Annotated in this window: 22 protein-coding genes; 7 read left to right on the forward strand and 15 right to left on the reverse strand. The window is 68.9% G+C overall.

The genetic code is table 11. The annotated features are described in order from the left end of the window. Nucleotides 1-31: 31 nt before the first annotated feature. Nucleotides 32-1375 (reverse strand): glutamine synthetase family protein, encoded by a 1344-nt coding sequence (locus FHU38_RS20925; protein WP_167174047.1) that lies wholly within the window; start codon nt 1373-1375, stop codon nt 32-34. A gap of 42 nt (nt 1376-1417) precedes the next feature. Further along, nucleotides 1418-2701: an MFS transporter gene (locus tag FHU38_RS20930; protein ID WP_167174050.1), complete on the reverse strand. Its 1284-nt coding sequence runs from the start codon at nt 2699-2701 to the stop codon at nt 1418-1420. A gap of 71 nt (nt 2702-2772) precedes the next feature. On the opposite strand from FHU38_RS20930, the gene FHU38_RS20935 reads away from it, so the two are divergent. Next, on the forward strand, nt 2773-3765 hold the full coding sequence (locus tag FHU38_RS20935; protein WP_167174054.1) for a GlxA family transcriptional regulator: 993 nt from the start codon (nt 2773-2775) through the stop codon (nt 3763-3765). Nucleotides 3766-3774: 9 nt separating this feature from the next. Continuing rightward, nucleotides 3775-4485, forward strand: coding sequence for an LppX_LprAFG lipoprotein (locus FHU38_RS20940; protein WP_167174057.1), 711 nt, complete (start codon nt 3775-3777; stop codon nt 4483-4485). On the opposite strand, the gene FHU38_RS20945 is transcribed toward FHU38_RS20940, so the two are convergent. Continuing rightward, nucleotides 4482-6050 (reverse strand): alpha/beta hydrolase, encoded by a 1569-nt coding sequence (locus tag FHU38_RS20945; protein WP_167174060.1) that lies wholly within the window; start codon nt 6048-6050, stop codon nt 4482-4484. The two genes, FHU38_RS20940 and FHU38_RS20945, sit on opposite strands and share 4 nt — an antisense overlap. Before the next feature lie 80 nt (nt 6051-6130). On the opposite strand from FHU38_RS20945, the gene secA2 reads away from it, so the two are divergent. The 3 genes from secA2 to FHU38_RS20960 all read left to right on the forward strand — a co-directional run bounded on the left by secA2 (nt 6131) and on the right by FHU38_RS20960 (nt 10842). After that, a complete protein-coding gene (gene secA2 / locus FHU38_RS20950) occupies nt 6131-8455 on the forward strand; it encodes an accessory Sec system translocase SecA2 (RefSeq protein WP_167174065.1) in 2325 nt (774 codons plus the stop codon). A gap of 38 nt (nt 8456-8493) precedes the next feature. Continuing rightward, nucleotides 8494-10218 carry an NAD+ synthase gene (locus FHU38_RS20955; protein WP_167174068.1) on the forward strand — a complete coding sequence of 575 codons (1725 nt, stop codon included), beginning with the start codon at nt 8494-8496 and terminating at the stop codon, nt 10216-10218. Between the two features lie 81 nt (nt 10219-10299). Then, complete coding sequence (locus FHU38_RS20960; RefSeq protein WP_167174071.1) at nt 10300-10842, forward strand: methylated-DNA--[protein]-cysteine S-methyltransferase; 543 nt, start codon at nt 10300-10302, stop codon at nt 10840-10842. Here the strand turns inward: FHU38_RS20960 and FHU38_RS20965 are convergent. Together FHU38_RS20965 and FHU38_RS20970 are read right to left on the reverse strand one after the other, a co-directional pair. Then, complete coding sequence (locus FHU38_RS20965) at nt 10809-11399, reverse strand: DinB family protein (RefSeq protein WP_167174074.1); 591 nt, start codon at nt 11397-11399, stop codon at nt 10809-10811. The two genes, FHU38_RS20960 and FHU38_RS20965, sit on opposite strands and share 34 nt — an antisense overlap. Nucleotides 11400-11414: 15 nt before the next feature. Next, the gene (locus FHU38_RS20970; protein WP_167174077.1) at nt 11415-12107 is read right to left on the reverse strand and encodes a DUF998 domain-containing protein; all 693 of its coding nucleotides are present in this window, start codon (nt 12105-12107) and stop codon (nt 11415-11417) included. Between the two features lie 188 nt (nt 12108-12295). On the opposite strand from FHU38_RS20970, the gene panB reads away from it, so the two are divergent. Both panB and pip read left to right on the forward strand, forming a co-directional pair. After that, complete coding sequence (gene panB, locus FHU38_RS20975) at nt 12296-13198, forward strand: 3-methyl-2-oxobutanoate hydroxymethyltransferase (RefSeq protein ID WP_167174080.1); 903 nt, start codon at nt 12296-12298, stop codon at nt 13196-13198. A 62-nt stretch (nt 13199-13260) separates the two neighbouring features. Further along, nucleotides 13261-14220 (forward strand): prolyl aminopeptidase, encoded by a 960-nt coding sequence (gene pip, locus FHU38_RS20980; RefSeq protein ID WP_167174083.1) that lies wholly within the window; start codon nt 13261-13263, stop codon nt 14218-14220. Between the two features lie 16 nt (nt 14221-14236). On the opposite strand, the gene FHU38_RS20985 is transcribed toward pip, so the two are convergent. The 10 genes from FHU38_RS20985 to FHU38_RS21030 all read right to left on the reverse strand — a co-directional run bounded on the left by FHU38_RS20985 (nt 14237) and on the right by FHU38_RS21030 (nt 25110). Next, nucleotides 14237-15010 (reverse strand): helical backbone metal receptor, encoded by a 774-nt coding sequence (locus tag FHU38_RS20985; protein WP_167174086.1) that lies wholly within the window; start codon nt 15008-15010, stop codon nt 14237-14239. Then, nucleotides 15007-15387: a DUF4326 domain-containing protein gene (locus FHU38_RS20990; protein ID WP_390623312.1), complete on the reverse strand. Its 381-nt coding sequence runs from the start codon at nt 15385-15387 to the stop codon at nt 15007-15009. The genes FHU38_RS20985 and FHU38_RS20990 overlap by 4 nt, the downstream gene beginning before the upstream one ends. Next, nucleotides 15374-16789 (reverse strand): RNB domain-containing ribonuclease, encoded by a 1416-nt coding sequence (locus FHU38_RS20995; RefSeq protein ID WP_167174092.1) that lies wholly within the window; start codon nt 16787-16789, stop codon nt 15374-15376. Before FHU38_RS20995 ends, FHU38_RS20990 begins: the two co-directional genes overlap by 14 nt. A gap of 202 nt (nt 16790-16991) precedes the next feature. After that, the gene (locus FHU38_RS21000; RefSeq protein ID WP_167174097.1) at nt 16992-17201 is read right to left on the reverse strand and encodes a hypothetical protein; all 210 of its coding nucleotides are present in this window, start codon (nt 17199-17201) and stop codon (nt 16992-16994) included. Nucleotides 17202-17261: 60 nt separating this feature from the next. After that, the gene (locus FHU38_RS21005; protein WP_167174100.1) at nt 17262-18053 is read right to left on the reverse strand and encodes a hypothetical protein; all 792 of its coding nucleotides are present in this window, start codon (nt 18051-18053) and stop codon (nt 17262-17264) included. Between the two features lie 33 nt (nt 18054-18086). Beyond that, nucleotides 18087-19079, reverse strand: coding sequence for a C40 family peptidase (locus FHU38_RS21010; protein WP_167174103.1), 993 nt, complete (start codon nt 19077-19079; stop codon nt 18087-18089). A gap of 2 nt (nt 19080-19081) precedes the next feature. Next, nucleotides 19082-19672, reverse strand: a complete 591-nt coding sequence (locus FHU38_RS21015) for a hypothetical protein (protein ID WP_167174107.1) — start codon at nt 19670-19672, stop codon at nt 19082-19084. 12 nt (nt 19673-19684) lie between these two features. Further along, nucleotides 19685-21733: a magnesium transporter gene (locus FHU38_RS21020; RefSeq protein WP_167174110.1), complete on the reverse strand. Its 2049-nt coding sequence runs from the start codon at nt 21731-21733 to the stop codon at nt 19685-19687. After that, on the reverse strand, nt 21730-24624 hold the full coding sequence (locus tag FHU38_RS21025) for an ATP-binding protein (RefSeq protein ID WP_167174112.1): 2895 nt from the start codon (nt 24622-24624) through the stop codon (nt 21730-21732). Before FHU38_RS21025 ends, FHU38_RS21020 begins: the two co-directional genes overlap by 4 nt. Before the next feature lie 3 nt (nt 24625-24627). Then, nucleotides 24628-25110, reverse strand: a complete 483-nt coding sequence (locus FHU38_RS21030) for a hypothetical protein (RefSeq protein WP_167174115.1) — start codon at nt 25108-25110, stop codon at nt 24628-24630. Nucleotides 25111-25123: the final 13 nt, after the last annotated feature.

Raw genomic sequence — 25123 nt, forward strand, 5'->3', positions numbered from 1 at the left:
ACCTTGCGGCGAAAACCCTGGTCAGGGCCGATCAGAGCACGGGGAGCAGGGTTCGCAGCTCGTACGGCGTCACCGCGCTGCGGTAGCTGTCCCACTCGACCCGCTTGTTGCGAAGGAAGAAGTCGTAGACATGCTCACCGAGCGCGTCGGGCAGTAACTCCGACCGCTCCATCTCGTTCAACGCCTCGCCGAGGTTCTGCGGCAGCTCCGTATAGCCCGCGGCCTTTCGCTCCGAGTCCGTCAACGTCCAGATGTTGTCCTCCGCGGCAGGTGGAAGCTCGTAACCCTGCTCGACGCCCTTGAGGCCGGCGGCAAGAATCACCGAGTACGCCAGATAGGGATTGCAGGCCGAGTCGAGAGTGCGGATCTCAACCCTGCGTGACGACGCCTTGCCTGGCGAGTACATCGGCACCCGTACCAGCGCCGATCGGTTCGCCCTCCCCCACGACACGGTCGTAGGAGCCTCCCCGCCCCTGATCAGCCGCTTGTAGGAGTTCACCCACTGGTTCGTCACCGCCGAGATCTCCCTGGCGTGTTGCAGCAACCCGGCCACGAACGCCTTGCCCGTCTCCGACAGCTCGTAGGGGTCCTCGGGACTGTAGAACGCATTGCGATCGCCTTCGAACAGCGAGACGTGCGTGTGCATGCCCGAGCCGGGCTGGTTGGTGTAGGGCTTGGGCATGAACGTGGCCCGCACGCCCTGCATCAGTGCGACTTCCTTGACCACGTAGCGAAACGTCATGACGTTGTCGGCCATGGTCAGCGCATCGGCGTAACGCAGGTCGATCTCCTGCTGCCCCGGCGCACCCTCGTGATGGCTGAACTCCACCGAGATCCCCATCGCCTCCAGCGCCTCGATGGCGTGCCTGCGGAAGTGGGTCGCCGTCGCGTGGCTCGCCTGGTCGAAGTACCCGCCGTTGTCGGCGGGCTCCGGCTCGCGGCCGGGCTCCGGCAGTCCTGCGAGGAGGAAGAACTCTATCTCCGGGTGCACGTAACAGGTGAAGCCCGCCTCCCCTGCCTTCGAAAGCTGCCTGCGCAGCACGTGCCGAGGGTCGGCCCAGGACGGGGACCCGTCCGGCATGGCGATGTCACAGAACATGCGTGCCGAGTAGTGCCCGCCTTCCGCCGTCTCCCACGGCAGCACCTGAAAGGTCGAAGGGTCGGGCTTGGCGATCATGTCGGACTCGTACACCCTCGCGAAGCCTTCGATGGCCGAGCCGTCGAAGCCGATGCCCTCGCTGAAGGCACCTTCGAGTTCGGCAGGCGCGATCGCCACCGACTTGAGAAAACCGAGGACGTCGGTGAACCACAGCCGCACGAAACGGATGTCGCGTTCTTCCAGCGTGCGCAGCACGAACTCCTGCTGGCGATCCATGCCGCGACCCTATGCGCGGCTTGTTAACTCGGTGTTTCGGGGTCACCGTTCTGGCGAGCGAATTCGCTGCGAGAACAGCGCCGCTACCGCGCAAAGCCCACCGGCCGCATACCAGACGAACTCGTAGCTGCCGAGTACATCGCGTGTGAGGCCAGCGCCGAACGCGGCCAGCGCGGCTCCAACCTGATGTGAGGCGAACACCCAGCCGAACACCACGGGGCCGGAGCCGCCGAATCGCTCCCGGCACAGCGCCACCGTCGGCGGTACGGTCGCGACCCAGTCGAGCCCGTAGATCACGATGAACGCCCACATCGGCGGCTCGGTGGTCTCGGCGAACAGCCGTGGCAGCACGAGCAGCGAGACACCGCGCAACGTGTAGTAGGCGATGAGGAGCCTGCGCGGGTCCACCCGGTCGGTCAACCAGCCCGACAGCACCGTTCCCGCGACGTCGAATACCCCGACCAGGGCGAGCAACCCGGCCGCGGTCGTGTACGGCATTCCGTGATCGTGGGCAGCGAGCACGAAATGAGTCCCGACGAGCCCGTTCGTCGAGGCCCCGCAGATCGCGAAACCGCCTGCGAGGAGCCAGAAGGTACGGGTTCGAACGGCATGCCCCAGCACCCGCAACGCGCCGTCCGCGGTGGCCGCGCCGTCCGCGGTGGCCGCGGGCGAGGCGGTCGCCGGGTCGGCACCGTAGGCGGTCGTGCCGACATCGGCAGGCCGGTCACGCAACAGCAGCACCACGACCGGGACAACCGCCAGCGCCGCCCCCGCCACGGCGAGTGACGCCGCTCTCCAACCGTGCTCGGCGGCCAGCGCGGCTACCAGCGGAAGGAACACCAGTTGTCCGGTCGCACCCGCCGCCGTCAGCACACCACTCACCAAGCCGCGGTGGCGAACGAACCAGCTGCTGGTCACCGTCGCGACGAAGGCGAGCGCCATCGCCCCCGAGCCGGCACCCACCAGCACTCCCCAGCACAGCAGCAGCTGCCAGCTCTCGGTCATGAAGACGGTGAACCCACTGCCGGCGGACACCAGCAGCAGAGCGCCGGTGACGACCCGCCGCATCCCCAACCGCTGCATCAGCGCGGCCGCGAACGGGGAGATGAAGCCGTAAAGCAGCAGGTTCACCGAGACGGCGGCCGAGATCGTGCCCCGCGACCAGCCGAACTCCCGGTGCAGCGGGTCGATGAGCACGCTCGGGACCGCGCGAAAGCCGGCCGCGCCCAGCAGGGCGACGAACGCCGCGGAAGCGACGAACCAGGCCCAGTGGACTCGGCGAGCAGCCCTGGTGGTGGTTGGGGGGAGTGTCGGCAGGTCGGTCACGGACTCGATCTTGTGTCCGCTTCGCAGGCCAGGCGAGTGGCAAGAACGCCAATATCTGCAAATATCTTGCCATGCACATCGTGACCGTCCTGGCGCTCGAACCCGTCGTGGGCTACGACATGCACATACCGCAGCAGATCTTCACGACGGCGCGCCGCGACGGCGAGCCCGTCTACGACGTGCGCATCTGCGGGGTCGACAACCGCCCGGTCCGAGTCGGAGCCGGATACACGGCTGTGCTGGACCACGGCCCCGAAGCCCTCGACGACGCCGACACGGTGATCATCCCGGGCACGATGGTCACCGGCCCTCGACACCAGGGCACGCTGCCCACCGACATCGCGGCCGCGCTGGCCCGTATCCCCGCACATGCGCGCGTGATGTCCATCTGCACCGGCGCTTTCGTGCTCGCCGCGGCAGGCCTGCTCGACGGTCGCCGTGCCACCACGCACTGGGCGTACGCCGACGACTTCCGCGCGCTGTACCCGAAGGTGGAGCTTGACGAGAACGTGCTGTTCGTCGACGACGGCGACGTGCTCACGTCCGCGGGGCTGGCGGCGGGCGTCGACCTGTGCCTGCACGTCGTTCGCGGCGACCACGGCAGTGAGGTGGCCAACGTGGCTGCAAGGCACTGCGTGGTGCCGCCGTGGCGAGACGGCGGCCAGTCGCAGTTCATCGACCGGCCGCTGGTCGCGACGCGAGACGGCAGTACGGCGGCCACGAGGGCGTGGGCACTGCGGCACCTCGCCGAGCCGCTCGACCTGGCGACGCTGGCAGCACACGCGACTATGAGCCCACGAACGTTCAGCAGACGGTTTCGCGAGGAGACAGGACAACCGCCGCACGCGTGGTTGACCCGGCAGCGTGTCCTGCACGCGCGGCACCTCCTGGAGAGCACGGACCTGCCCGTCGACCGGGTCGCCGCCGAATCGGGTCTCGGCAGCGCGGCGTCGCTTCGCCACCACCTCAATGCCGCGATCGGCGTCGCACCGCTGGCCTATCGGCGCACCTTCGCGTCAGGTGCGCGTTCGGGCAAGCTGAACGGGTCGGAAAGGTCCCGCTAACGTAATGCCATGCAGTCGCGCCGCTTCGCGCTCTCACTTTCACTTCTGCTGACCATCGCAGTGCTCGGCGGCTGCACGGCATCCCCGGATACCACCGGCCCACTGCCACGAGCACGACCGCTGCTCGACGCCTCCGCCGACGCGCTGGCTCAACTGCGGAGCGTGAACTTCGCTTTCAGCGTGAGCGGTGCGGTGCCGGGGTTGTCGGTCCGCGAGATCGACGGCGTCGCAAGGCGCGACCCGCAACCGCACGGCTACGCGCACGGGGCCGCCGATGTGCAGCGCGGCACCAAGCGCGCCCAGTACGAGTTCGTGGTGGCCGACGGCACGCTGACGCTGGAGGACGGTGAGGGACGCACGATGCGCGAACCCGTTCCACAGCCGTTCGACCCGGCACAACTGCTTGACCCGACGAACGGCCTGCGCACCCTGCTCGACGGGGCGAGGCAGGCGCGCACCGAAGGCAAGGAGGAACTGCACGACGTCCCTACCTTCCGGGTGGACGGCAGGTTGCCACGACACGTCATCTCGGCCGTCATCCCCGGTGTCCACACCGACGTCGATGTCAAGTTCTGGGTCAGCCAGGACCAAAGCCGCAGGCTGCTGCGGATGTGGGTGCAGGTACCGCCGAGGCAGCGCAACGAGGGAGCGGTGATGCTGGAACTCGCCCTCACCAACCACAACGCGGGCGTGGAACCCCAGAGCAGCGCCGCGGGCTAACCGCAGCGGGTGCCTTCGGGCGGCAGCGTGCCATCCACCAGGTAGTCGGTACCTGCCTGATCGACGCACGCGTTGCCCTGCAGGAACACCGTGTGCTGGGTGCCCTCGAAGGTCAGCAGCCTGCCGTTCATCGCCTTGGCGAGGCTCACCCCGGCCTCGTAAGGCGTCGCCGGGTCGTTCGTGGTGGAGATGACCAGTGCGGGCGGCACCCCTTCGACGTCCGGCAAGTGCGGTTCGGAGGAGTTCGGCACCGGCCAGAACGCGCAGGCGTCCCGAGCGGGAGACGGCGACACACCCGGATCGAGGAACGGCGCGACCTCCACGTAGCGTCGCTGCGCCCGCAGGATCTCCGCCTCGTCGGTCACCCTCGGGTCGTCGACGCAGCGGATGGCCACGAACGCGTCCTGGGTGGTGGTGTACTCGCCGTTGGCCTCGCGCTCGTTGTACATGTCGGCGAGGGACAGCAGCGTGGTCCCACGCCCCTGCTTGACCTCGGTGAGCCCGGTGTTGAGCGATGGCCACTGCTGCTGGGAGTACAGCGCGGCGATGGTGCCCGTCGTGGCGTCCTCGTACGAGAGCGCGCGCCCGCCTGCCGACCGGACCGGGTTGTCGATCAAGGGCCGAACGATGTCCTGGTAGGCGCTGTCCGCAGATGCCGGGTCTGAGCCAAGCGCGCAATCCTGCTGGCCCGCGCACCACGCCGCGAACTCGTCGAACGCCGTCGCGAACCCCTTGCCCTGCGCGACAAGCGAATCCACCAGGTCCTGCTCCGGGTCCAACGCGCCGTCCAGCAGCAGCGCGCGGACGTTGCCGGGGAAACGCTCGGCATAGGTGTAGCCGATGCGGGTGCCGTAGGAGTAGCCGAGGTAGGTCAGCTTCTCGTCACCGAGGGTCGAGCGCAGCACGTCGAGGTCGCGCACGACGTCGCGGGTGCCGAGGTTGGCCAGCATCCGCTCGCCGTACTCGGTGCGGTCGGCGCACTTGTCGGCGAAGGCACGCTCCTCCGACTCCTGCTCAGCGACGCTGCCGACCACCTCGGTGTCATCGGCCCGGTCGGCATCGCGTTCGGGCGCGGTCAGGCACTCGACGGTCGGTTCGCTGGCACCGATCCCGCGAGGGTCGAAACCGACGAGGTCGAAGCGCTCGGTCAGCCGGCTTTCCGGCATCGTGGCGGAGAAGTTGCCTGCCGCGGTCATCCCGGACGCTCCCGGCCCTCCCGGGTTGAGAACGAGCGAGCCGATCCGCTCGTCGGCGTCGGTCGCCTTGTGTCGCAGCACGCCGAGCGTGATCGTGGTGTCCCCGGGCTTGGAGTAGTCCAACGGCACGGTCAGCCGGGCACACTCCAGCCCCTCACCGGCGAACACGAACTTGGAAGTCTCCGAAGTCGCGTAGGGTGCGCAGTCGCCCCAGTCGAGACGCTGCGAGTAGAACCGCTCGAGCCCGGTGGGAACCGGGCCCGCGGGCACCGTGGGTTCCGATGTCGGGGAGCCTGCCGTGCAGGCCGCGGCGCTCGCGAGGACAAGTAGACACACCGCACCGGACAGGTAGCGTTTCACCGAGGACACCCTTCGATCGTGCCACTGCCAGGGGGACCCCCGGGCAGTGGTACGTCGTTGGCGTTGCGCACACAGTTAGGAGACAACCGGTGGCGTTGTTTGGCCGGGTCGGCAAGCGGCTGCGCAGGATCATCCAGCGGCCAGCCAGCGTCGAGCTCACCCGCTACGAGGCGTTGTTGCCTGCCGTCGGTAAGCAGGAGCCTGAGCTGGAGCAGCTCCGCGATGCCGAACTGACCGAGGAGGCTTCGCGACTGCGGGAGGAGCCCGAGTTCGGCGACGAGCAGTTGGCGCGGTTGTGCGCGTTGGGCAGGGAGGCCGCTCGGCGAGCACTCGGCGAGCGCGCGTTCGACGTGCAGTTGCTCGGCACGATGGGACTGCTCACCGGGCATGTCGTGCAGATGGCCACCGGTGAGGGCAAGACGCTGGCCGGAGCGCTCGCCGCTGCGGGGCACGCGCTGCAGGGCAGGCGGGTGCACGTGATCTCCGTCAACGACTACCTCGCACGCCGCGACGCGGAGTGGATGCGGCCCGTGTACGACCTGCTCGGGGTCTCGGTCGGCTGGGTCGAGCCCGCCCTGACCGCGCAGGAGCGGCGCGAAGCCTACTCGGCGCAGGTGTGTTACGGCGCGGTCAGCGAGATCGGCTTCGACGTGCTGCGAGACCGGCTGGTGACCCGCGTCGACGACCTGGTTCAGCAGCCACCGGAGGTGGCGATCGTCGACGAGGCCGACTCCGTGCTCGTCGACGAGGCGCGCGTGCCGCTGGTCATGGCGGGTTCCGTCGATGCGGGTGTAGCCGACGAGGAAGTCGCCAAGATCGTGCGACGGTTGCGGCTCGGGTTGCACTACGAGACCGACCCCGACGGCCGCAACGCGTGGCTCACCAGCGCGGGCGCCTCGGTCGTGGAGAAGGCGCTCGGCGGCATCGACCTCTACGACGAGAGCGGCTCCGAGCGGTTGGCCGCCGTGAACGTCGCGCTGCACGCCCACGCGTTGCTCACCCGGGACGTGGACTACCTGGTGCGGGACGGCAAGGTGCAGCTCATCAACGCCTCAAGGGGCCGGGTGGCGCAGTTGCAGCGCTGGCCGGATGGGCTGCAGGCCGCAGTAGAGGCCAAGGAGCAACTTCCCCCTTCGGACCGGGGAGAGATCCTCGACTCGATCACTGTGCAGGCGCTGCTGGCCCGATACCCGAGGGTCGCGGGGATGACCGGCACCGCGGTCGCCGTCGCCGAGCAGTTACGGGAGTTCTACGACCTCGAGGTGGCGGTGATACCGCCGAACACGCCGACCATCCGCGACGACCTGCCGGACCGGATCTTCTCGACACCGAGCCGCAAGCTCAGGGCCATCGTTCGGGAGATCGAGTCGGTGCACGAGAAGGGCAGGCCGATTCTGGTGGGAACGCAGGACGTGGCCGAGTCGGAGGAGCTGGCCGACAAGCTGGCCAAGGCCGGACTCTCGTGCGTCGTGCTGAACGCCCGCAACGACGCGGAGGAGGCCGCGATCATCGCGGAGGCGGGCAAGTACGCCACGATCACCGTGTCCACCCAGATGGCGGGCCGAGGCACCGACATCCGGCTCGGCGGCGCGGACGGCTCGGATCGCGAGCGGGTGGCCGAGCGGGGCGGCCTGCACGTCATCGGAACCGCCCGCTACCCCAGCAGCAGGCTCGACGACCAGCTCAGGGGTCGCGCGGGCAGGCAGGGCGACCCGGGCAGCTCGGTCTTCTTCGCCAGCCTCAACGACGAACTGGTGCTCGCCCACGCACCGGACGTGCCGGACGGTATCGAAACCGAAGAGGACACCGGCGAGATCATCGACCCCGCGGCGCAGCGACAGCTCAACCACGCGCAACGGGTCGCCGAAGGCGTGGATCTGGAGATCCACCGCAACACCTGGCGCTACACCCGGCTCATCGAGCATCAGCGGTCCCGATTGCTGGAACACCGCGACGAGGTGCTACGCACCGACCTGGCAAGACGGCTGCTCGCCGAGGCGGAACCGGACCGCTGCGCGGAACTGGAGGAAGCACTCGGTGAGCAGACGTTCGAGCGGGTGTGCCGCGAGATCATGCTCTACCACCTCGATCAGCTGTGGGCCGACCACCTGGCATTCCTCACCGACGTAAGGGAGACCATCCACCTGCGGGCGCTGGCGAAGGAAACCCCGCTGGACGAGTTCCACCGCGTCGCGATCCCGCAGTTCCACAAGCTGCGCGACGAGGCGAAGCAACGGTCGGCGAAGACACTGGTCGAGGCGAAGGTCGGCGACGACGGTGTCGATCTCGCCGCGGCCGGGGTCCGCAGGCCCACCTCCACCTGGACCTACTTGGTGCAGGACAACCCGTTCGACACCGACGCGGAGCAGGCGTTGAAGAAGGTTCGGGGCATGCTGCGCAAGAAACGTAACTGAACGCGGTTGGCGCTGGGCGGGTAGGACAGAATGAGGTCATGCCGCAACTGCGTCTCGCACTCGCCCAGGTCAACGCGACCGTCGGTGATCTGGCCGGCAATACCGAGCTGACGATCGAGTGGACCCGCAAGGCCGCCGACGCGGGCGCCCACGTGGTGGTCTTCCCCGAGATGTCGCTGACCGGCTACCCGGTGGAGGACCTCTCGCTGCGGGAGACTTTCGCGCGGGCCTCACGTGACCGCGTGCACGAACTCGCCACGCTGCTCGACGAAGCGGGATGCGGTGACGTGCTCGTCTACGTCGGCTATCTGGACCGCGACGAGGTGGGCCCGAGAGATGCCGCGGCCGCGCTGTACCGCGGGCGGGTGGTGGCGAGGCAGTACAAGCATCACCTGCCCAACTACGGGGTGTTCGACGAGCACCGCTATTTCAGGCCAGGCCAGACCCTCGACGTGCTCCGGCTGCACGGCGTCGACATCGGCATGGTGATCTGCGAGGACATCTGGCAGGAGGGCGGGCCGATCGCCGCGCTCGGCAAGGCGGGCGTCGATCTGGTCGTCGCGCCCAACGCCTCGCCCTACGAGCGCTCCAAGGACGACGTCCGGCTGCCGCTCGTGGCACGAAGAGCGGGCGAGGCGGGCGCCCCCATCGTCTACACCAACCTTGTGGGCGGCCAGGACGACCTGGTCTTCGACGGCGACTCGATCGTCGTCGCGGCGGACGGCGAACTGCTGGCACGCGCACCGCAGTTCGTCGAGCATCTGCTGGTGGTCGATTTCGACCTCCGCGCGGGCGGGCACACGTCCGAAGGCAACATCGAAGGCCTGCTCGTGCGGAGGCGGGTGCTCTCGACCGATCCGCTGCCCGGCTACCAGCCGCTCGCGGGCCCCGCCGTCAGCGAGCCACTGTCCGACGAGGCGGAGATGTGGTCGGCCCTCGTCGTCGGCCTGCGCGACTACGTACGCAAGAACGGTTTCCGGTCGGTGATCTTCGGGTTCTCCGGCGGTATCGACTCCGCGCTCACCGCCGCGCTCGCCGTGGACGCGCTCGGCGCGGACGCGGTTCACGGGGTGTCCATGCCTTCGAAGTACTCCTCCGAGCACTCCAAGGCCGACGCCGAACAGCTGGCTCAACGGCTGCGCTGCCACTTCCGTGTCGAACCGGTCGAGGACATGGTCCGGGTCTACGTCGACCAACTCGGGCTCGCGGGGACCGGGTTGGCCGAGGAGAACATCCAGGCGCGTGTGCGAGGGATGCTGCTCATGGCACTGTCCAATCTGGAGGGACACCTTGTGCTCGCGACGGGCAACAAGACGGAACTCGCCGTGGGCTACTCGACCATCTACGGCGACGCGGTGGGCGGTTTCGCTCCGATCAAGGACCTGTTCAAGACCCAGGTGTGGAGGCTGGCACGCTGGCGCAACGAGGAAGCCGAGAAGCGTGGACAGACTCCGCCCATCCCGGAGAACTCGATCGCCAAACCGCCGTCCGCGGAACTGCGGCCCGACCAGCTCGATACCGACTCGCTGCCCGACTACGCGTTGCTCGACGACATACTTGACGACTACATCGAAGGTGATCGCGGCTACGCGGACCTGGTCGCGGCCGGTTTCGATGCCGAAGTGATCGACCGGGTGGTGCGCATGGTGGACAGGGCGGAGTTCAAGCGCAGGCAGTACCCGCCCGGCACGAAGATCACCTTCAAGGCCTTCGGCAGGGACCGGAGACTGCCGATCACCAACGCCTGGCGCGAGACCCACTAGCCTCCGCCCGCGCGATGCGGCCAGCTCCCTCGCCCGCCGACCGCGGCCGGGTTGTCGGTGGCCCGGCGTAGCGTGTGCGACATGGTGGCACAGGGTTTCGCGGTGTTCGAGACCGCGCTCGGGCACTGCGGTGTCGCGTGGGACGAGCGCGCCGTGATCGGCTGCCAACTGCCGGAGAACAGCCAGCAGCGGACTCGCGCCCGCCTTGCGGCCAGGTTTCCCTCGGCTCAAGAACAGGACCCGCCTGGACATGCGCGCGCGGCGATCGAAGGCGTTGCCGCGTTGCTGCGCGGCGAGCGCGTCGACCTCACCGACGTTCCCCTCGGTATGGACGGACTACCACGCTTCCATCGGTTGGTGTACGAGCTCGTCCGGACCGTCGGGCCGGGTGACACGGTCACCTACGGCGAGGTCGCGACGCGGCTGGGCTACCCCGGCGCCGCGCGCGCCGTCGGCCAGGCGATGGGCAGCAACCCGTTCGCTCCTATCGTGCCGTGCCACCGGGTGCTCGCGGCGGGAGGCAGGGCCGGTGGCTTCTCCGCGACCGGCGGGGTGAAGGCAAAACGGCGGATGCTCGAGCTGGAGGGAGTTCACCTGGAGGAGCCGACGCTGTTCGACCTGTAGCCCGGTGGTTGCCACGGTCGCAGCCACGGTGTCGGGGGCCATCCCTCGGCCGCCGCCATCAGAGGGAACGCGGTGGCGCCGTCGAGCGCCTCCCTGATGATGTCGGCGTGACCCGCGTGCCGCGCGGTCTCCTCGATGAGGTGCAGCAGCACCCATCGCACCGACCACGCCTCGATGTCGTCGGGAAACCACGGCACGTCCCCTGGCACCGGCACCGGGCGGCCGAGATCGTCGATGGCCGCGACGATGTCCTCGGTGTCGGTGGCCACACGTTCGTACTCGCCAATGATGTCGGCAAGGGTCTCGCCTTCCAGGAGAGCGAACCCGGCCGGATCGTCACCGTGCCCTGACCCGAGCACGGTGTTCATCCATCCCCGCTCGGTGGCCGCTACGTGCTTGATGATCCCGGCGACACTGAGGTGACTGACGGTGGGTGTCGCCCTTGCCTGCTTATCGGTGAGGCCGTACGCGGCGAGGCAGAGCACGTAGCGTTGCTGCGCCAGGTAGTCGAGCAGGCCTTCCCGCTCGTCGGCGACCGGATCGACCAACCCAGGCATGCCGCCACCTCCCCGTCATCGGGGGACATCTTCCCACCGATCACGCACATCGCGGTCGATCGTGAGCAGATAGGCCATACCCGCGCACAACAGCACGGTCAGCGCCGCGAGCTGCGCGCGAGCCGCCAGCCCGACGAACCGCCACGAGCCCAACAGGCCCAGCGCCACCATCGCAGCCCAGGCGAGAAACTCGACCGCCAACACGAGCACCGGTATCGCCTGCCAACCGCCACGCCACCAGAGAACGAGCGTCGCCGGACCGACGACGTACTGCAGCGCCAGCAGCACCGAGGTGACGTGATGGATCCGGTGCGAGACCGAAACATTGTCGCGATTTCGGCACGCCTGGCTCACGGAGGGAGCGCAATCGGGCGGAAACGTGGCGTGCAGCAGCAACAGCAGCGCGAACACACACACCACCGCGACGGTCAACCGTCCCTGCCAGTGCACCGGCGCCACTCGCAACAGCGGCGGCACGGCCAGCAGGAACGCCGCACCGGCCACCCATTCGGCCATCCGGAAGACCTCCCGGTGCGGCTGCCCATCCGCGCTGAGCTCACCGGGGAAGGAGTGCAACGGCGAAAGCCCGGTGTCGAGGAAGTACTCGAGCACCCATCCCAGGTGGGCGGCGGTACCGACGGAGAGCAACGCGACGGTCAGGCCACGAACCGCCGCGAGGGTGGCGGAGCGGCGCAGCACCGGGAGCATGGCGATCTACTTACCACGGCCGGGTGGTCGCGGGTAACCGATCACGGCAACCATCAGGAGTCAATCCGACCTGTGAAGCTGGTCGCACGCGCTTGGGGTCGGACGCGCCTGCTGCGACGCTGTGTGTATCAACCATCCACGGACCCGGGGACCTCGGTGAGGCCTCGAGGGAAGGACGGTCGACGACGATGTCGCAATCCCATTCGCACTCCCGGCCTGGGCATGGCCACGACAGCTCGGGCGAACAGCAGGCCCCGTACGGCTCCGGGTCTTCGGCGCGGACGGAAACGCAGCGCAAGAAGGTCCGCATCCATCACCTTCGGGAACTCAAACAACGCGGTGAGCCGTGGCCGATGCTCACCGCGTACGACATGTACACGGCCGAACTGTTCGACGAAGCCGGAATCCCGGTGCTGCTCGTCGGCGACTCGGCGGCCAACAACGTGTTCGGCTACGACACTTCGCTGCCGGTGACGGTTGAAGAGCTGATCCCGCTGGTACGCGCGGTGACACGGTCGGTGCGGCACGCCCTCGTGGTCGCGGATCTGCCGTTCGGCTCCTACCAACTGTCCGCTGAGCAGGCGCTGGCCACTTCGGTGCGGTTCATGAAGGAGGGGCGTGCCCACGCGGTGAAGCTGGAAGGTGGACGCCACTTCGCGCCCCACGTCCAGGCCCTGACCTCGGCGGGCGTGCCGGTGATGGGGCACATCGGTTTCACCCCGCAAAGCGAGCACAATCTCGGCGGCTACCGGGTGCAGGGGCGCGGGTCGGCGGGCGACGAGCTGCTCGCCGACGCGATCGCGCTGCAGGAGGCCGGCGCGTTCTCGGTGGTGATGGAGATGGTTCCCGCGGAGGTCGCCAAGCGCATCACTCACGAGCTGGACATCCCCACCATCGGCATCGGCGCGGGGTCGGACTGCGACGCGCAGGTCCTGGTGTGGCAGGACATGGTAGGCCTGCGCAGGGGCAAGGCACCCCGGTTCGTAAAGCGCTACGCGGACATGGCCGGTGTGCTTTCGCAGGCGGCACAGTCCTTCGCCGACGAGGTGCGGCGCGGGGAGTTCCCCGCACCGGAGCACGCCTTCCACTGAGCCGGCCGGGTTGGTCGTCGGGGCCCCGTACACGGGCCCCGACGGCTAAGGTGGGCGCCGGAATGGACGAGTTGTACCCACCGATCTCACCGCACGAGCACGGCATGCTCGACGTCGGCGACGGCAACCTCGTGTACTGGGAAGTCAGCGGAAACCCCGACGGCAAACCGGCCGTGGTTGTGCACGGTGGACCAGGCAGCGGCAGCACGCCACTGACCCGCAGGCTGTTCAACCCCGCCACGTACCGGATCGTGCAGTTCGACCAGCGTGGCGCCGGGCGCAGCACCCCCCACGTCGGTGATCCCGGCTGCGACATGTCCGCCAACACCACCTGGCATCTGGTCGCCGACATGGAGCGGCTTCGCGAACGGCTGGGAATCCAGCGGTGGCTGCTGCTCGGCGGCTCCTGGGGCGCCACTCTCGCACTCGCCTACGCGCAGCGGCATCCCTGCCGGGTCAGTGAAATCGTGCTGCGCGGGGTGTTCTCGGCGCGGCGGCGTGAACTCGACTGGCTCTACAACGGCGGCGCCGCCCACCTGTTTCCTGACGAGTGGGAGCGCTACGTCGCTTTGGTACCACCTGGCGAGCGCGCGGACATGCTCGCCGCCTACTGGCAGCTCGTCACCGACCAGGACCCCACCGTGCGGGAGCGGGCCGCGGTGACGTGGAGCGCGTGGGAGGGGGCGCTGGTCTCCGTCCAGCAGCGGCAGCGCTACCTCGGCAGCTACAGCACGCCGGGCTTCGCCGTACCGTTCGCCAAGATCGCCCTGCACTACTTCACCAACCGTGCCTGGCTACAGGAGGGACAGCTGATCGGAGAAGCTGGCAGGCTTTCCGCCATTCCCGGCGTGCTGGTGCAGGGCCGATACGACCTGGTCAGTCCCCCCGTCACCGCCTACGAACTGCACAAGGCATGGCCAGGTTCGGAGCTCGTGCTCCTGGACGGCGCCGGGCACGCCGTCACGGACCCCGGGATCCTTCCCGCGCTGCGTGAGGCCACCGAAAGGTTCGCGACCCGCTGAGCCGACCTCGCGGTCGTCACACCCGAGCCGCGGCGAGGGAGCGTGCCAGCTCCGCGTGCCCGGCCACGAGCGATGGCCCGTACCAGGTCAGGTACCTGCCTGACAGCAACACGTACGGCACACCCGGGAAACTGTCCGGACCGTCGTCGGCGGTGAACTCGTAGGGTTCGTCGGGCAGCACGAGCAGGTCCGCCTCGCCGGAGTCGAACTTCTCGCGGAGTTCGGTGAGCTTCGGCCGCGGGTAGCGCTCGGCGTGGTCTGCGTAGGCGTGCTCGACGCCGAGCCTGCGCAGCACGTCACCGCCGAAGGTGTCCCTACCCAGCACCACCCACGGCTTGCGCCACACCGGCACTACCGCACGCGCCCACGTTGGCCGCTCGTCCCGCCACAGCCGGTCGGCCTGCACCAGCCAGTCCGGCACAGGCACCGCGAACGCTCGCGTGAACAGTGCGCGCAGCGAATTCAGGGCCATAGCGACCGTCGCGGGGGCGGCCATCACCCACACCGCGATCCCGGCTTCGCGCAGGGCTGCCACGTCGCCGGGCCGGTTCTCCTCGGAGTTGGCGAGTACGAGTTCGGGACGCAGGTCCAGGACCGCATCCAGCCGCGGGTACTTCGAACCGCCCACCCTCGACACATCCAGTCCGGGTGGGTGGGTGCAGTAGTCGGTAGCGCCGACGAGAAGGCCGGCGGCCGTGACGGCGACCGCCTCGGTGAGCGCGGGAACCAGCGACACGATCCGGCTGGGTGGACAGTCGAGCGGGACGTCGGCGTCGAGGTCGTCCTTCACCGGCTGTACTCCAGCAATACGTCGGCGTGGCAGGGCTTCGGGGCGCACCAGCAGCCGAGTGCCCTGCCGGTGAGTTCCCCGGCTCGCAGCCTACGCAGCAGGTCGGGGCGCTGCTCGAGGTGTTCCCGATAGTGCCGCAGCATCGCCTCCCTTTCGTGCTTGGCTTCCTTCACGAACGGGTTGGCGAAGTCCGATTCCGGCCAGGAGTGCCGGTTACCTTTGTGCCCGACGTAGGTCAGCAGGTCATGCTCGACAAGCCACGGGACGAGGTGGGAGTGTGGTCCCGACTTACGCACGTTGACGACGACACCGCGCCCGGCCAGCGCCTCGTCGCGCAACTCGAACTCGGGGTCGGTCCAGTGGTCACGCTCGCTCAAAGGCAACCCTCCGCCTCTCGACATCCACCGCGGTCAGCCGGACGGCGATCCGGCCGCTTTCCGGGAACCCGGTGCCGACACAGCGGCCCAGCACGGGCGGGTTCTCGACGAACACCTCCGCCCGGGTCTGCTCGGCACGTAGCACGACCGCGCTGAACGTCCGCCCCACGTGCTCGGCCAGCATCCACGCCTCCACCTGGTCGAGGCAGGCGCGCTCGACCCTGGCCGCGCGGGTGTCTGAGGCGCTCATCAGATCGGGCAGCTCCACCAGCGCGGCACGCACCCATTCCGGCACCGGCTCACCCTGGGTCACGGCAAGGCACACCTCGGTGGCGAACCGGTCGACCAGCCTCCGGATCGGCGCTGTCACGTGCGCGTAGGGACTGCCGATGCCCGCGTGGGTGGCCAACTGCGGCGCGGTGCCGTCGAACGCGGTGTAGCCCGCACCACGCAACAGCCGGGTGGTACCCGCGTGCAGCGCCAGCGAAGCGGGCCGGGCCGGGTGGAGCCCGGCGAGCAGTTCGGCGACCGTGGCGTCCCGCGGCCACTCGATTCCGAGTGCTTCGGCGCTGCGGCGTAGCCAACCGATCGCGCCGTCGTCGGCTTCCGGCAGCGTCCGTAGCACCCCCACCCTCGCCTCGAGCATGATCGAGGCCGCCGCCATACCCGTCAGCAGCGAGATCTCGGCGTTCCATTCCTCGACGTCGTGGCGGGGCCGCAACGTGAGTAGCCAGCCGCCGTCCTCGGCTGCGGTGATCTCCTGTTCCGGTAGCTGCGGCTCCACCGCTCCCCTGCGCACCGCAAGCTCCCGCCGGAGCCTGCCGAGTTCGGGCAGCGCGGCGATCGACGGGTGTGGGGCGCCCGCCACGAACGCAGCCGCCACGGCGTCGTAGTCGAGCCGCTCCACAGATCGCACCAGGGCCCGTCGCACGTGCACGGAGACGGGTTCGCCGCCGGAGTCGGTGTCGATGGTCCACAGCACGGCGAGCCGTTCCACGCCGGGAAGCAGACTCGCGGCTCCTTCCGAAAGCTCAGGAGGGTGCAGCGGTACGTTGCCGTCCGGCAGGTAGAGCGTCTGCCCTCGCTCGCGAGCCTCCCGGTCGATCGCACCGCCCGCAGGCACGAAGGCCGCCAGGTCCGCTATCGCGTAGTGCACCCGAAAGCCGCCCGTGCGCCTGCGCTCGATGAGCACGGCCTGGTCGAGGTCCTTGGCTCCGGGCGGGTCAACGGTCACCAGCGGCAGGTCACGGGCGTCCACGCGGCCACCCGCGAAGTCGGCGGGGTCACCCGCCACGGCGACCGCCTCGGCCAGCACGTCGGGAGAGAACGAATCCGGCAGCTCGAACTCGGCGCGCAGCGAAGCGAAGTCGCCGGCGCCAGGCGTGTGGACCGCGAGCGCCACATCCGCCACCCTAACCCGATTCAGCAGCCCGTGACTCGATCGTGTGAACGGGCCTGCCGGTGGCGACGGCATTCCGCCACCACGGGCACGAGCTCACCGGTGCAACGCACACGCGTGCACGGGCACCGATCTCGCCCAGCGGCTCGACCGAGAGTTCACTCCAGGGCCGACGACCAAGCCGGAAGCCGCGGACGACGGCGAGTCACTCCTGCCCCTCCCACTCCGCGTCTGCACGGTCGGCTTGCCTGGTGCGCTCGCGGGCGATCTCCAGTGCGCGCCTCGCGGTGGCTTCGTCCGGATAAGGGCCGAGCCGGTCGATCGAGCGCGAGAGGTTGCCGTGCTCGACTTCGCCGGTTCGGGTGTTGTACCACCAGCCCGGGTCCGGGTGCGGGTCATCACTGTTGGCTGCCATGTCCGAAGCCTCGCACGTGCTTCACCGCGAAGCCACCGTGCCGGGCAGGCAACCCGACGATCAGCCGTGATGCCGGTACGGCAGCTGGGTCGGCTCGTCCCCGGTGGGTCCGAACTCAGCCGCACCGGAACTCTCGGCCACGTCGCCCTCGGTGGCGGTACTCGAGTCGTCGTCGAACCAATCGCGCGCCGACTGCTCCTGGTCTGGAGCCGGTTCCGTGGCGGGCGGCTGTGACTGTGACGGTGGCTGTGCTGGTGGTTCTGGGCCGCGCGCAAGCGGCGTCGTGGTGCGCCAGACCGGTTGCGGGCCGATGTTCATCGGCACCGGCCCTGCCTGGCCGCCCCGCTGCCGCTCGACGTCCTCGCTGTGCCGCAGCACCGGGTCCAGACACGACACCAGCACCGTCGTGTGCTCGGGGTCGGCCACCTTCCTGCCGCTGCGCTCGCGGTAGACCAGCTCACCTTCGGCGTCGATCTCCACCAGGTACCCGGCCTCGGCGAGCTGCTCCTCGTCGAGGTCGACAAGCCGTTCCGGCCGCGACGGCACCACGCGGTAGGTCGGCCAGGAAAGACCTCGATGGGTTCCGTGGAACTGCGCGAGCAGGGTCACCAACTGCTGCTGCCACGGCAGTGGCATCGCTTCGGCGAGCGAGCGCGGCAGCACCACGTAACGCTCGCCCACCCCAGGGCAGCCCTCGGCGAGGTAGTCGGCGAGCGGTGTGCTCGAGGCCGGAGGTGCGTTGCGCCGCGCGGGCGGCATCCCGAACATGTTGCGCGGGTCGGTGCCGTCGAGCACTGGATCGAGCAATACGGCCTTGCGTGCCTTACCTCGCTTGCCCCACTTCTTCGCCACGACCTACTCCGTTCCTCTCGACCGTTCCCGGCCTCACACGCCCGGTCGGATGGCTTGCGGCACGAGCTCAGCCTCGTCCCAAGCGACACCCCTGATGTGCACCGGTACACCTGCCTGCTGCGCCTCCACGACCTTTCCCTCGCCCAGATACATCGCAACATGGTGGATCGTGCTCGGGTTCGACGGGTCGTAGGCCCAAAACAGCAGGTCCCCCGGCTGCGCCTGCTCAACGGGCAGCATCGCGCCCGCCTTGTACTGGTCACGGGACACGCGTGGAAGCGTGATCCCCGCCGACTCGTAGGCGCGCAGCATCAAGCCCGAGCAGTCGTAGGAATTCGGCCCCGTCGCACCCCACACGTAGGGCTTGCCCCGCTCACCGAGCGCGAACCGGATCGCGGCCTGCGCCGCGTCGTTGGGCGGAAGGAGCTCCCCCATGCCCTCGCCGCACCCGGTGGCGTCCGCGACCTCGCCGACGTTCTCCACCAGGTGCACCGCCATCGGTTCCCAGCGGTGGTAGCGGTCCGGGAACGCGGATCGCTCGACAGCCTGTGCGGCGTCTCCCGGCCGCATGCTCTCCCAGCCAGGTATCGACTCCAGCACGTCGAAGAACTTGTTGACCTGGTAGGGCGGATCGGTGACCTGCGCGGGCGTTCCCCAACCCATCGACGGCCGCATCTGGAAGATCCCGAGCGAGTCACGATCCCCGTAGTTCAGGTTGCGCAACCCCGACTCGGTCATCCCGGCCTGGATCGCCACCTGCCACGCCCGTGGGGACAAGTCGCGTCGCTTGCCGATCGAGACGATCAGCGACGCGGTACCACGCTGTTCCTCGTTGAGGTTGCCCGCATCGGCCGACCCCCGGCCACGTTCACCCGGCTGTGTCGGTCCGATGGCCGCGTCGCAACTGAGCGGTGTCACGCCCTGCGCCTGCCTGCGCTGGCTGTCCATGATCACCACACTGCCCGCCGCGAGCAACACGATCGTGGCCGCCGCGGCGACGCAGCCCACCAGTAGCCCCCCACGCATAGCTACCCCACCTGGTCGTAGCCCGCGACGCGCCAGCCCTTGTCGGTGCGGACAACACTGACAAGGAGCGTCGGCCCGTCGGTGGACACTTCGACGTCGACGGAACTGGTGAAGGAGTTGGTGGCCTTCGGCTCACCGGTCACCCTCGTCGCCGGGATGTTCGCCAGGTTCACCGACCGCATGCGAGGCAGGTACTCCTCGGTGGTGTACGGGCGAAGCCGCTCGATCCACTGGTCGATCGTGGTTCCTTCGGGATGTGTCGCCCACCTCGTCGCCCACTCGCGCGCGACCCGCAGCGCCTCCGGGTCAGGAGGCGCAGTGGTCGGTGAGGCCAGCGGCTCGCTCAACCGGGTAGGCAACCGGCTGCTACCGGTCTCCCGCTGAATGTCCGATGTGGAGCCGGCGGCCGATCCCGGCGGCGTCGCGCCTGTTCCACCGTCTGGCCCCAGCAACCTGGGCACCACTATCCCCGCGGCCACGATGACGGCGACAACCAGTACAACGGTGCCGAACAGGTGCACCGGAGAGCGCAACGGCCAGCCCCACAGGCGGCGATACACCGCCGCCCGCCCCCGGTTGGTACGAATCGGCATCTCGACGACCCCCTACCGGACCACTCGGTCGGTGTCTCGCGACTCGTCACGAACCTCAAGGCCGCGTGAAGGGCGGTACAGCACGAACACCGGCCTGCCCGCGACGAGTTCGGGCTCCACCCGGCGCGGCTGCGGTGCGCCGACTCCCGAAACGGGTGGCGCGGGTCCTGCCGCCGCGGGTGGCCGTTCACCGGCACCGACCGAACCCAGCCGCGACGGCACCACAACCGGATCGAGGTCATCGGCTCGATCCGCACCGCGGTCAGTGATCGGCACGGTGTCGACCTTCCTGCTCGGCACACCCGCCGGCACCGACCGACCGCCGCCGGCGTAGTCGCCCGGCGACCGGCCCGGAGAATACGAGGAGAAGGCACCCAGCGCGCCGCCGCCCGCGGGCAGAGCGGACCTGGCCGTGCTCGTGCCCAGTTCGTCACGCCAGTGTGTGGCAGGGTGGCTCCCGCCTTTGGTGTCGAGCCGTTGAGCCGTGGCCACCACAGTGGCCTCCGGACGGAACCGGCCGCCCGACATGGCCCCCATCGGTCCGCGTGTCCGCGCGCCGCCCTCGGCCTCATCGCTGTCCTGGATGCTGCGCCAGAACTCGTCCTGCGGGCTCGGCTCGGTGGAGTGCCTGCGGAACCGGGAGAACAACCCACCACTCGGTGACGGCACCGCCGCGCCAACCATGCCCACCGACATCTCGACCATCTGCCACAACCGCCTGCCGGGCTTGCCGACCATGAAGAGCAGGACCGTGACCAGCCCGGCGATCACCATCTGCGTCAGCATCGAAAGCGCCGTGCCCGCCGAGAAGATCGCCTGCAGCAGCAACGCGTGCACCCCGGCGAGCACGGACAGCACGAGCAGGTTGAACGCGACGGTGCCAAGCACCTTTCCGACCCTGCGAAGGATGTCGTGGTGCACGATGGCGACAAGGCCGATCAGCGGCGCCGTGAGCGTGAACAGCCGTACCAGGATCTGCGCCAGCAACACCGCGGCCTTGGCGAACAACTGGAACAGCGCGTAGCACAGGCTCTGCAGGAAGGCGAGCAGCCCAACGCCGGTGCGACTGCCGTCCTCACCGGTGAAATAACCGGTCGCCGGCCCCAGCTGTGTCGAGATGCTCTTGAACTGCTGCTTCTTGTCCTCGATCACCGCCTGGTCGGCGTCGTCACCGTTGCGCATCTGCTCCCAGGTGAAGGCCTGTGCGTCCAGCAGCGGCCTGCCGAACTGCTCGGCCTGCGGCGCGTCCGGTGAGCCGAACTCGCCCCGCAACCAGTTGTTGTAGACCACCTGCGTGTGCAACTGCGTCGGCAGCACCTCGTCAACGTTTCGATCGGCCGCGTTGTCTATGAACCCGGCTTGGATGTTGGTCGTGGTCTGCACGATGGCGTTGTCGATCTCGTCGTAGTAGCGCAGCAGCGCGAGCGACGACGCCGCCAACCACACGCCACCCAGGGCGAACAGCGCGCGTTTGCTGACGGCGGAGAGATCACCGCGCCAGATGTTGCGGAACAGCAGGATCGCCAGCAGCAGTGCCACCACGCCGAACAGCTGCGCGTAGACGTTGTTGTAGACCTTTTCGGCGCCGGTGGAGACCGCGTTGTAGATCGGGTTGAGCAACCCGCCTTCCAGCACCGTGTAGTGCAGCGAGTTCGTGGCACCGACGATGTTCTTGCCGATGTTGAACAGCTGGTTGCCCACCCACGTGTCGATGCTGGTTTCCGGGTCCATCGCCAGCGGGTTGGTGTCGCAGTCGTAGACGTGCCACACCAGCCCGGCATAGCTGTAGTCGAGGTAAGCACTGCCGTCCTCGCCGCGGGTGGCTGGCGGATCGATCGCTCCTACCATGCCCGCGCCCGGCCGTTCCGGATTCGGCTCCTCGCAGCTCTGCGCGGCGGCGGTCGGCGTGAACACCACGGTATGCACGGCGACGATGGCGATAACCACGGCGAGCGACCGGCGCCTGTCGCGGTCGCGCCCAGGAACACCACGGGCGCGGCGCGCGGCACGCCACGCGCACACGACACCGCAGACGAACAGTGCCGTCAGCAGGACGTTCATGCCGCATCCCTGCCGGTGCCGTCCTTACCGGCTCCCGCGGGCTGCTGCTCCCGATTCTTGTCGTCGTGGTGTGCGCTGTCCCCAGCCTCGCCCCGCGAGGTCTCTTCGAGCATCTGCTCCTCGGTCAGGCCGACCTCGAGTTCGGCGGCGAACTCCAGGTCCTCCTCCAGTTCGTCGTCGGGCGGCGAGGGGGGCTCGGGCGGCTCGGGCCGTCCCGGCTCCGCCGTGCTGGGCTTGGACCCTCGCGCGGCCACCACCGCTCCTGGTGTGGTGTCCAGGGCGTTGCGCAGATGTTCCAGGTGAGGGCCGGAGAAGTCGACCCGGATGCGCTCCACACCGCCCGCGCCGTCACCGAAGATGAACTGCCTCGGTTCGCGGTCGCGCTCGACCTCACGCTGCGACCCGGGACGTCTGCCCAGCGCCGCCACCACCTGCTCGTAGCCGACCCCCACCGGCACTTTCAGCAGTCGCAGCGCGTCGGCCTGTGCCTCCTCGTCGTCGAGCCTGCCGACGAACACCGAGTCCAGCAGCGCGACGAAACCCTGGATGCGCAGGAAGTCAGCCGGGATCTGCGAGGACAGCAACACCCGGACGTTCCACTTCCGCGAGTCACGCGCGAACCGGTTCATCAGAACCCGACCGGTCGGCACCTCGGAAAGGAAGAACGCCTCGTCGATCCAGACGCCCTTACGCAGGTCCTTCGGCTTCTCGTACACCGAACGCTGGGTCAGCCAGGCAGCGAGGTTCAGCATCTCCACACCCAGCGCCTCGGCGTCGGTCCAGTGCTCGCGGCCCACACCTTCCTTCGGCAGCGTGAGGCCAGCCATGGTCAACACCGTCAGCCGGTCGTCGCGGGTGTCGGAGTAGGGGTCGGCGTCCTTCTCCGGAATCAGCAGGGACATGCGCTCGCGCAGCTCGTCGAGGAAGTCGGCCACCACCACCGCGTGCTCGTGGTGCTCGCTGGAGTCACGGCGCAGCGCGTCGATCACCTGGCCCGGGTCGGCGTCGTAGCGGCCGCCGACGGCGCGTACGGCCCGCAGCAGCACGATCCTGGTCTGCGGCATGCGAGCGACGTCGTAGGGCAGCACACCGGTCAGCACATCGAGCACCAACCTGCGGCGGGTGGCTCCGGCGAGTGCCCGCTCCCGCCGCCATGCCCGCTCCGGGTCGTCCTCGTCGAGAAAGTGCTCCAGCATCGGTTCGGCCACGACGCGGTAGGGGTTGAGGATGCCGGGTTGGGCGTTGAGCAGGTTGATCGGCCGCGCATAAGGCCTGATTTCGGGCAGGTCACACAGCTTCGACAGCGGACCGGACGGGTCGAGAATCGTCCAGTGCGCGCCTGCTCTGAGTGTCTTGTAGACGATGCCGCCGCCGAGGAACGACTTGCCGCCTCCCAGTCCGGCGACCATCGCGGTGAGGCCGGAGCCGTCACGGATCTCCTGTGCCATCCAGGGGTCCCACGCGACGGGACGCCTTGTCGCGGTGCAGGTTTCGCCGAGCAGGATGCCCCTGCGGTCGCCGACCTCGGCCGTGGCGGTCGGCACGGAAGCCGCGGCCCATACCACCGATCCTCGCCGCAGGTAGGCACCGGAGGCCAGCGGCTCACCCGGGATGAATTCCCTGGCCATGGCGTACTGGGCCTCGGGGTGCTCGATCGCGACCTTCGGCTTGTAGAGGTCGAGCAACTGCTGCGCCAGCCGCAGTGCCTCCCGTTCTGTGGAGCCGGAAACCGCGAGTCGCCACCACGAGCGGACCCTGGTGGCCAGCGCGGTGAAGCCGGAGGTCATCTCGTCGTCGATCTCCAGCACCCGCGAGGCCTGCCGGGCAAGTGACTGCGGCGGCTCCAGCTCGTGCTCGTCGGTGTAGTGCTTGACCTGCGATCGCACCTTGTTCATCTGCCGCTGCAGTTCGCCAGCCACTTCTTCGGGCCTTCGCACGTAGATCCGTGCCGACCACTCGACCGCGGCCGGTAGCCGATCGGCATGCTGCACCCACGGGTCATCGACCTCCGGGATCTGCAGACCATGCATCTGGCCGACGGTCAGCACGGCGACGTGCCGCGTCACTCCGGCGTTGGTGCCCGTCCTGCCACGAACGGTCACGGTGGGTGCGTAGGGATCACAGTGCAGGTCAGCGGCGTCGGTGAAGCTGGCGAGGTCCTCCGGCTCCCACGCCGCTCCCGGCACGGCGGGGAGGTTGCGGGGAGCGGGCAGCCCCAGCGAACAGGAGCGGTGCATCAACCAGGACATCTCTTCGGCGTGCACGGGACGGCCTTCAAGACCGGCGGAGCCGATGACCTGGTCGAGGTGATCGACCTCGGAGTCGAGCGCGGTCAGTTCCGCGTCGACAGCCTCGGGCAGGATCTTGCGCAGCAGCGGTGCCGCCCGCTCCACGGCCCTGTCCACCACTGTGCGCGTCTGGACCTGGACACCGAGGTAGACCTCCTTCTCGGCCATCGATCGCCCCATGAGCTGCTGCTGCTCACCGATGAGGTAGTCGTCGAAGGACAGTGACCCAGCTACGTCGGCGGGCCGGTTGTGCGCGTTGTGGACGTGGGCTTCTGCCCACATCCGGATCGGGTATGGGCGGTTGGTGACCCGCAGGTGCAGCCAGCGGCCCTGCAACTCCGCGTACTGTCCCGCGATCGCGGCGATGAGGTCCCGCCGCTGTGAGTCCGAACGGAACGACCAGCGTTGCGGCGCGAGGCGATACCAGGCGTACACCTCCTGGCCGGTACGCAACAGGTGCCCGTCGATGGAACGTGCCGCTATGGACGGTGTGTAGGTGGGTATCGCCTGCTCGCCGGGCAACCGCCTGCCCCTGCGACCACCGTCGGTCTGCTGAGACGGTGCAGGCTGCTGGGTGTTCCGACTGCGACCGCGACCGAACAACGACTACCTCCCGACCGACGCCGGTGTCCGGCGGCGGCGCGCTCGTGCTGGGACCTGTGGTGGATGGTGATTCGGGCCCGGTTGTCTGCCCGATCTCGTGCGCTGCCCGCGCTTGGTTCGCGGCCTCGGCCGCTCAGTTCTTACCCTGATCTTGCTCGCGCTCGCGGCCCCTCCCGTGCCCGTCCTGCGCTCACGCGGGGTACGCAGCTCTCGCAGCCACATGTTCAGCACGGCACTCAGCGGCCGCTCGTGGCTGATCTTCGCCGTGATGACCCGCGTGAGGGCGATCGTGATGACGAACGCCCACGCGGTCGAGAAGAAGCCGAAGCCGATGCCGATCTGCCGCTCGACACCGAGCACCACGAGAAACAGCGGGATTCCGACGCCCCACGCCACGTAGCGGGCACGCCAGGGAAACGTGGCCTTCGGCGGGCCGAGCCAGACCGCGTCGACCCGGTAGACCTCGTCGTCGGTTCTGATGCGCACCGCGCGAGCCCTA

The organism is Saccharomonospora amisosensis (assembly GCF_011761185.1).
GTDB classification, from domain to species: Bacteria; Actinomycetota; Actinomycetes; order Mycobacteriales; family Pseudonocardiaceae; genus Saccharomonospora_A; species Saccharomonospora_A amisosensis.

What these genes read in the sequence shown, in the direction of transcription:
- FHU38_RS20925 (WP_167174047.1), bottom strand. Translation starts at nt 1,375, where the DNA reads ATGGATCGCCAGCAGGAGTTCGTGCTGCGCACGCTGGAAGAACGCGAC.
- FHU38_RS20935 (WP_167174054.1), top strand. Translation starts at nt 2,773, where the DNA reads ATGCACATCGTGACCGTCCTGGCGCTCGAACCCGTCGTGGGCTACGAC.
- FHU38_RS20940 (WP_167174057.1), top strand. Translation starts at nt 3,775, where the DNA reads ATGCAGTCGCGCCGCTTCGCGCTCTCACTTTCACTTCTGCTGACCATC.
- FHU38_RS20955 (WP_167174068.1), top strand. Translation starts at nt 8,494, where the DNA reads ATGCCGCAACTGCGTCTCGCACTCGCCCAGGTCAACGCGACCGTCGGT.
- FHU38_RS20960 (WP_167174071.1), top strand. Translation starts at nt 10,300, where the DNA reads ATGGTGGCACAGGGTTTCGCGGTGTTCGAGACCGCGCTCGGGCACTGC.
- FHU38_RS20965 (WP_167174074.1), bottom strand. Translation starts at nt 11,399, where the DNA reads ATGCCTGGGTTGGTCGATCCGGTCGCCGACGAGCGGGAAGGCCTGCTC.
- FHU38_RS20970 (WP_167174077.1), bottom strand. Translation starts at nt 12,107, where the DNA reads ATGCTCCCGGTGCTGCGCCGCTCCGCCACCCTCGCGGCGGTTCGTGGC.
- panB (WP_167174080.1), top strand. Translation starts at nt 12,296, where the DNA reads ATGTCGCAATCCCATTCGCACTCCCGGCCTGGGCATGGCCACGACAGC.
- pip (WP_167174083.1), top strand. Translation starts at nt 13,261, where the DNA reads ATGGACGAGTTGTACCCACCGATCTCACCGCACGAGCACGGCATGCTC.
- FHU38_RS21000 (WP_167174097.1), bottom strand. Translation starts at nt 17,201, where the DNA reads ATGGCAGCCAACAGTGATGACCCGCACCCGGACCCGGGCTGGTGGTAC.
- FHU38_RS21010 (WP_167174103.1), bottom strand. Translation starts at nt 19,079, where the DNA reads ATGCGTGGGGGGCTACTGGTGGGCTGCGTCGCCGCGGCGGCCACGATC.
- FHU38_RS21015 (WP_167174107.1), bottom strand. Translation starts at nt 19,672, where the DNA reads ATGCCGATTCGTACCAACCGGGGGCGGGCGGCGGTGTATCGCCGCCTG.
- FHU38_RS21020 (WP_167174110.1), bottom strand. Translation starts at nt 21,733, where the DNA reads ATGAACGTCCTGCTGACGGCACTGTTCGTCTGCGGTGTCGTGTGCGCG.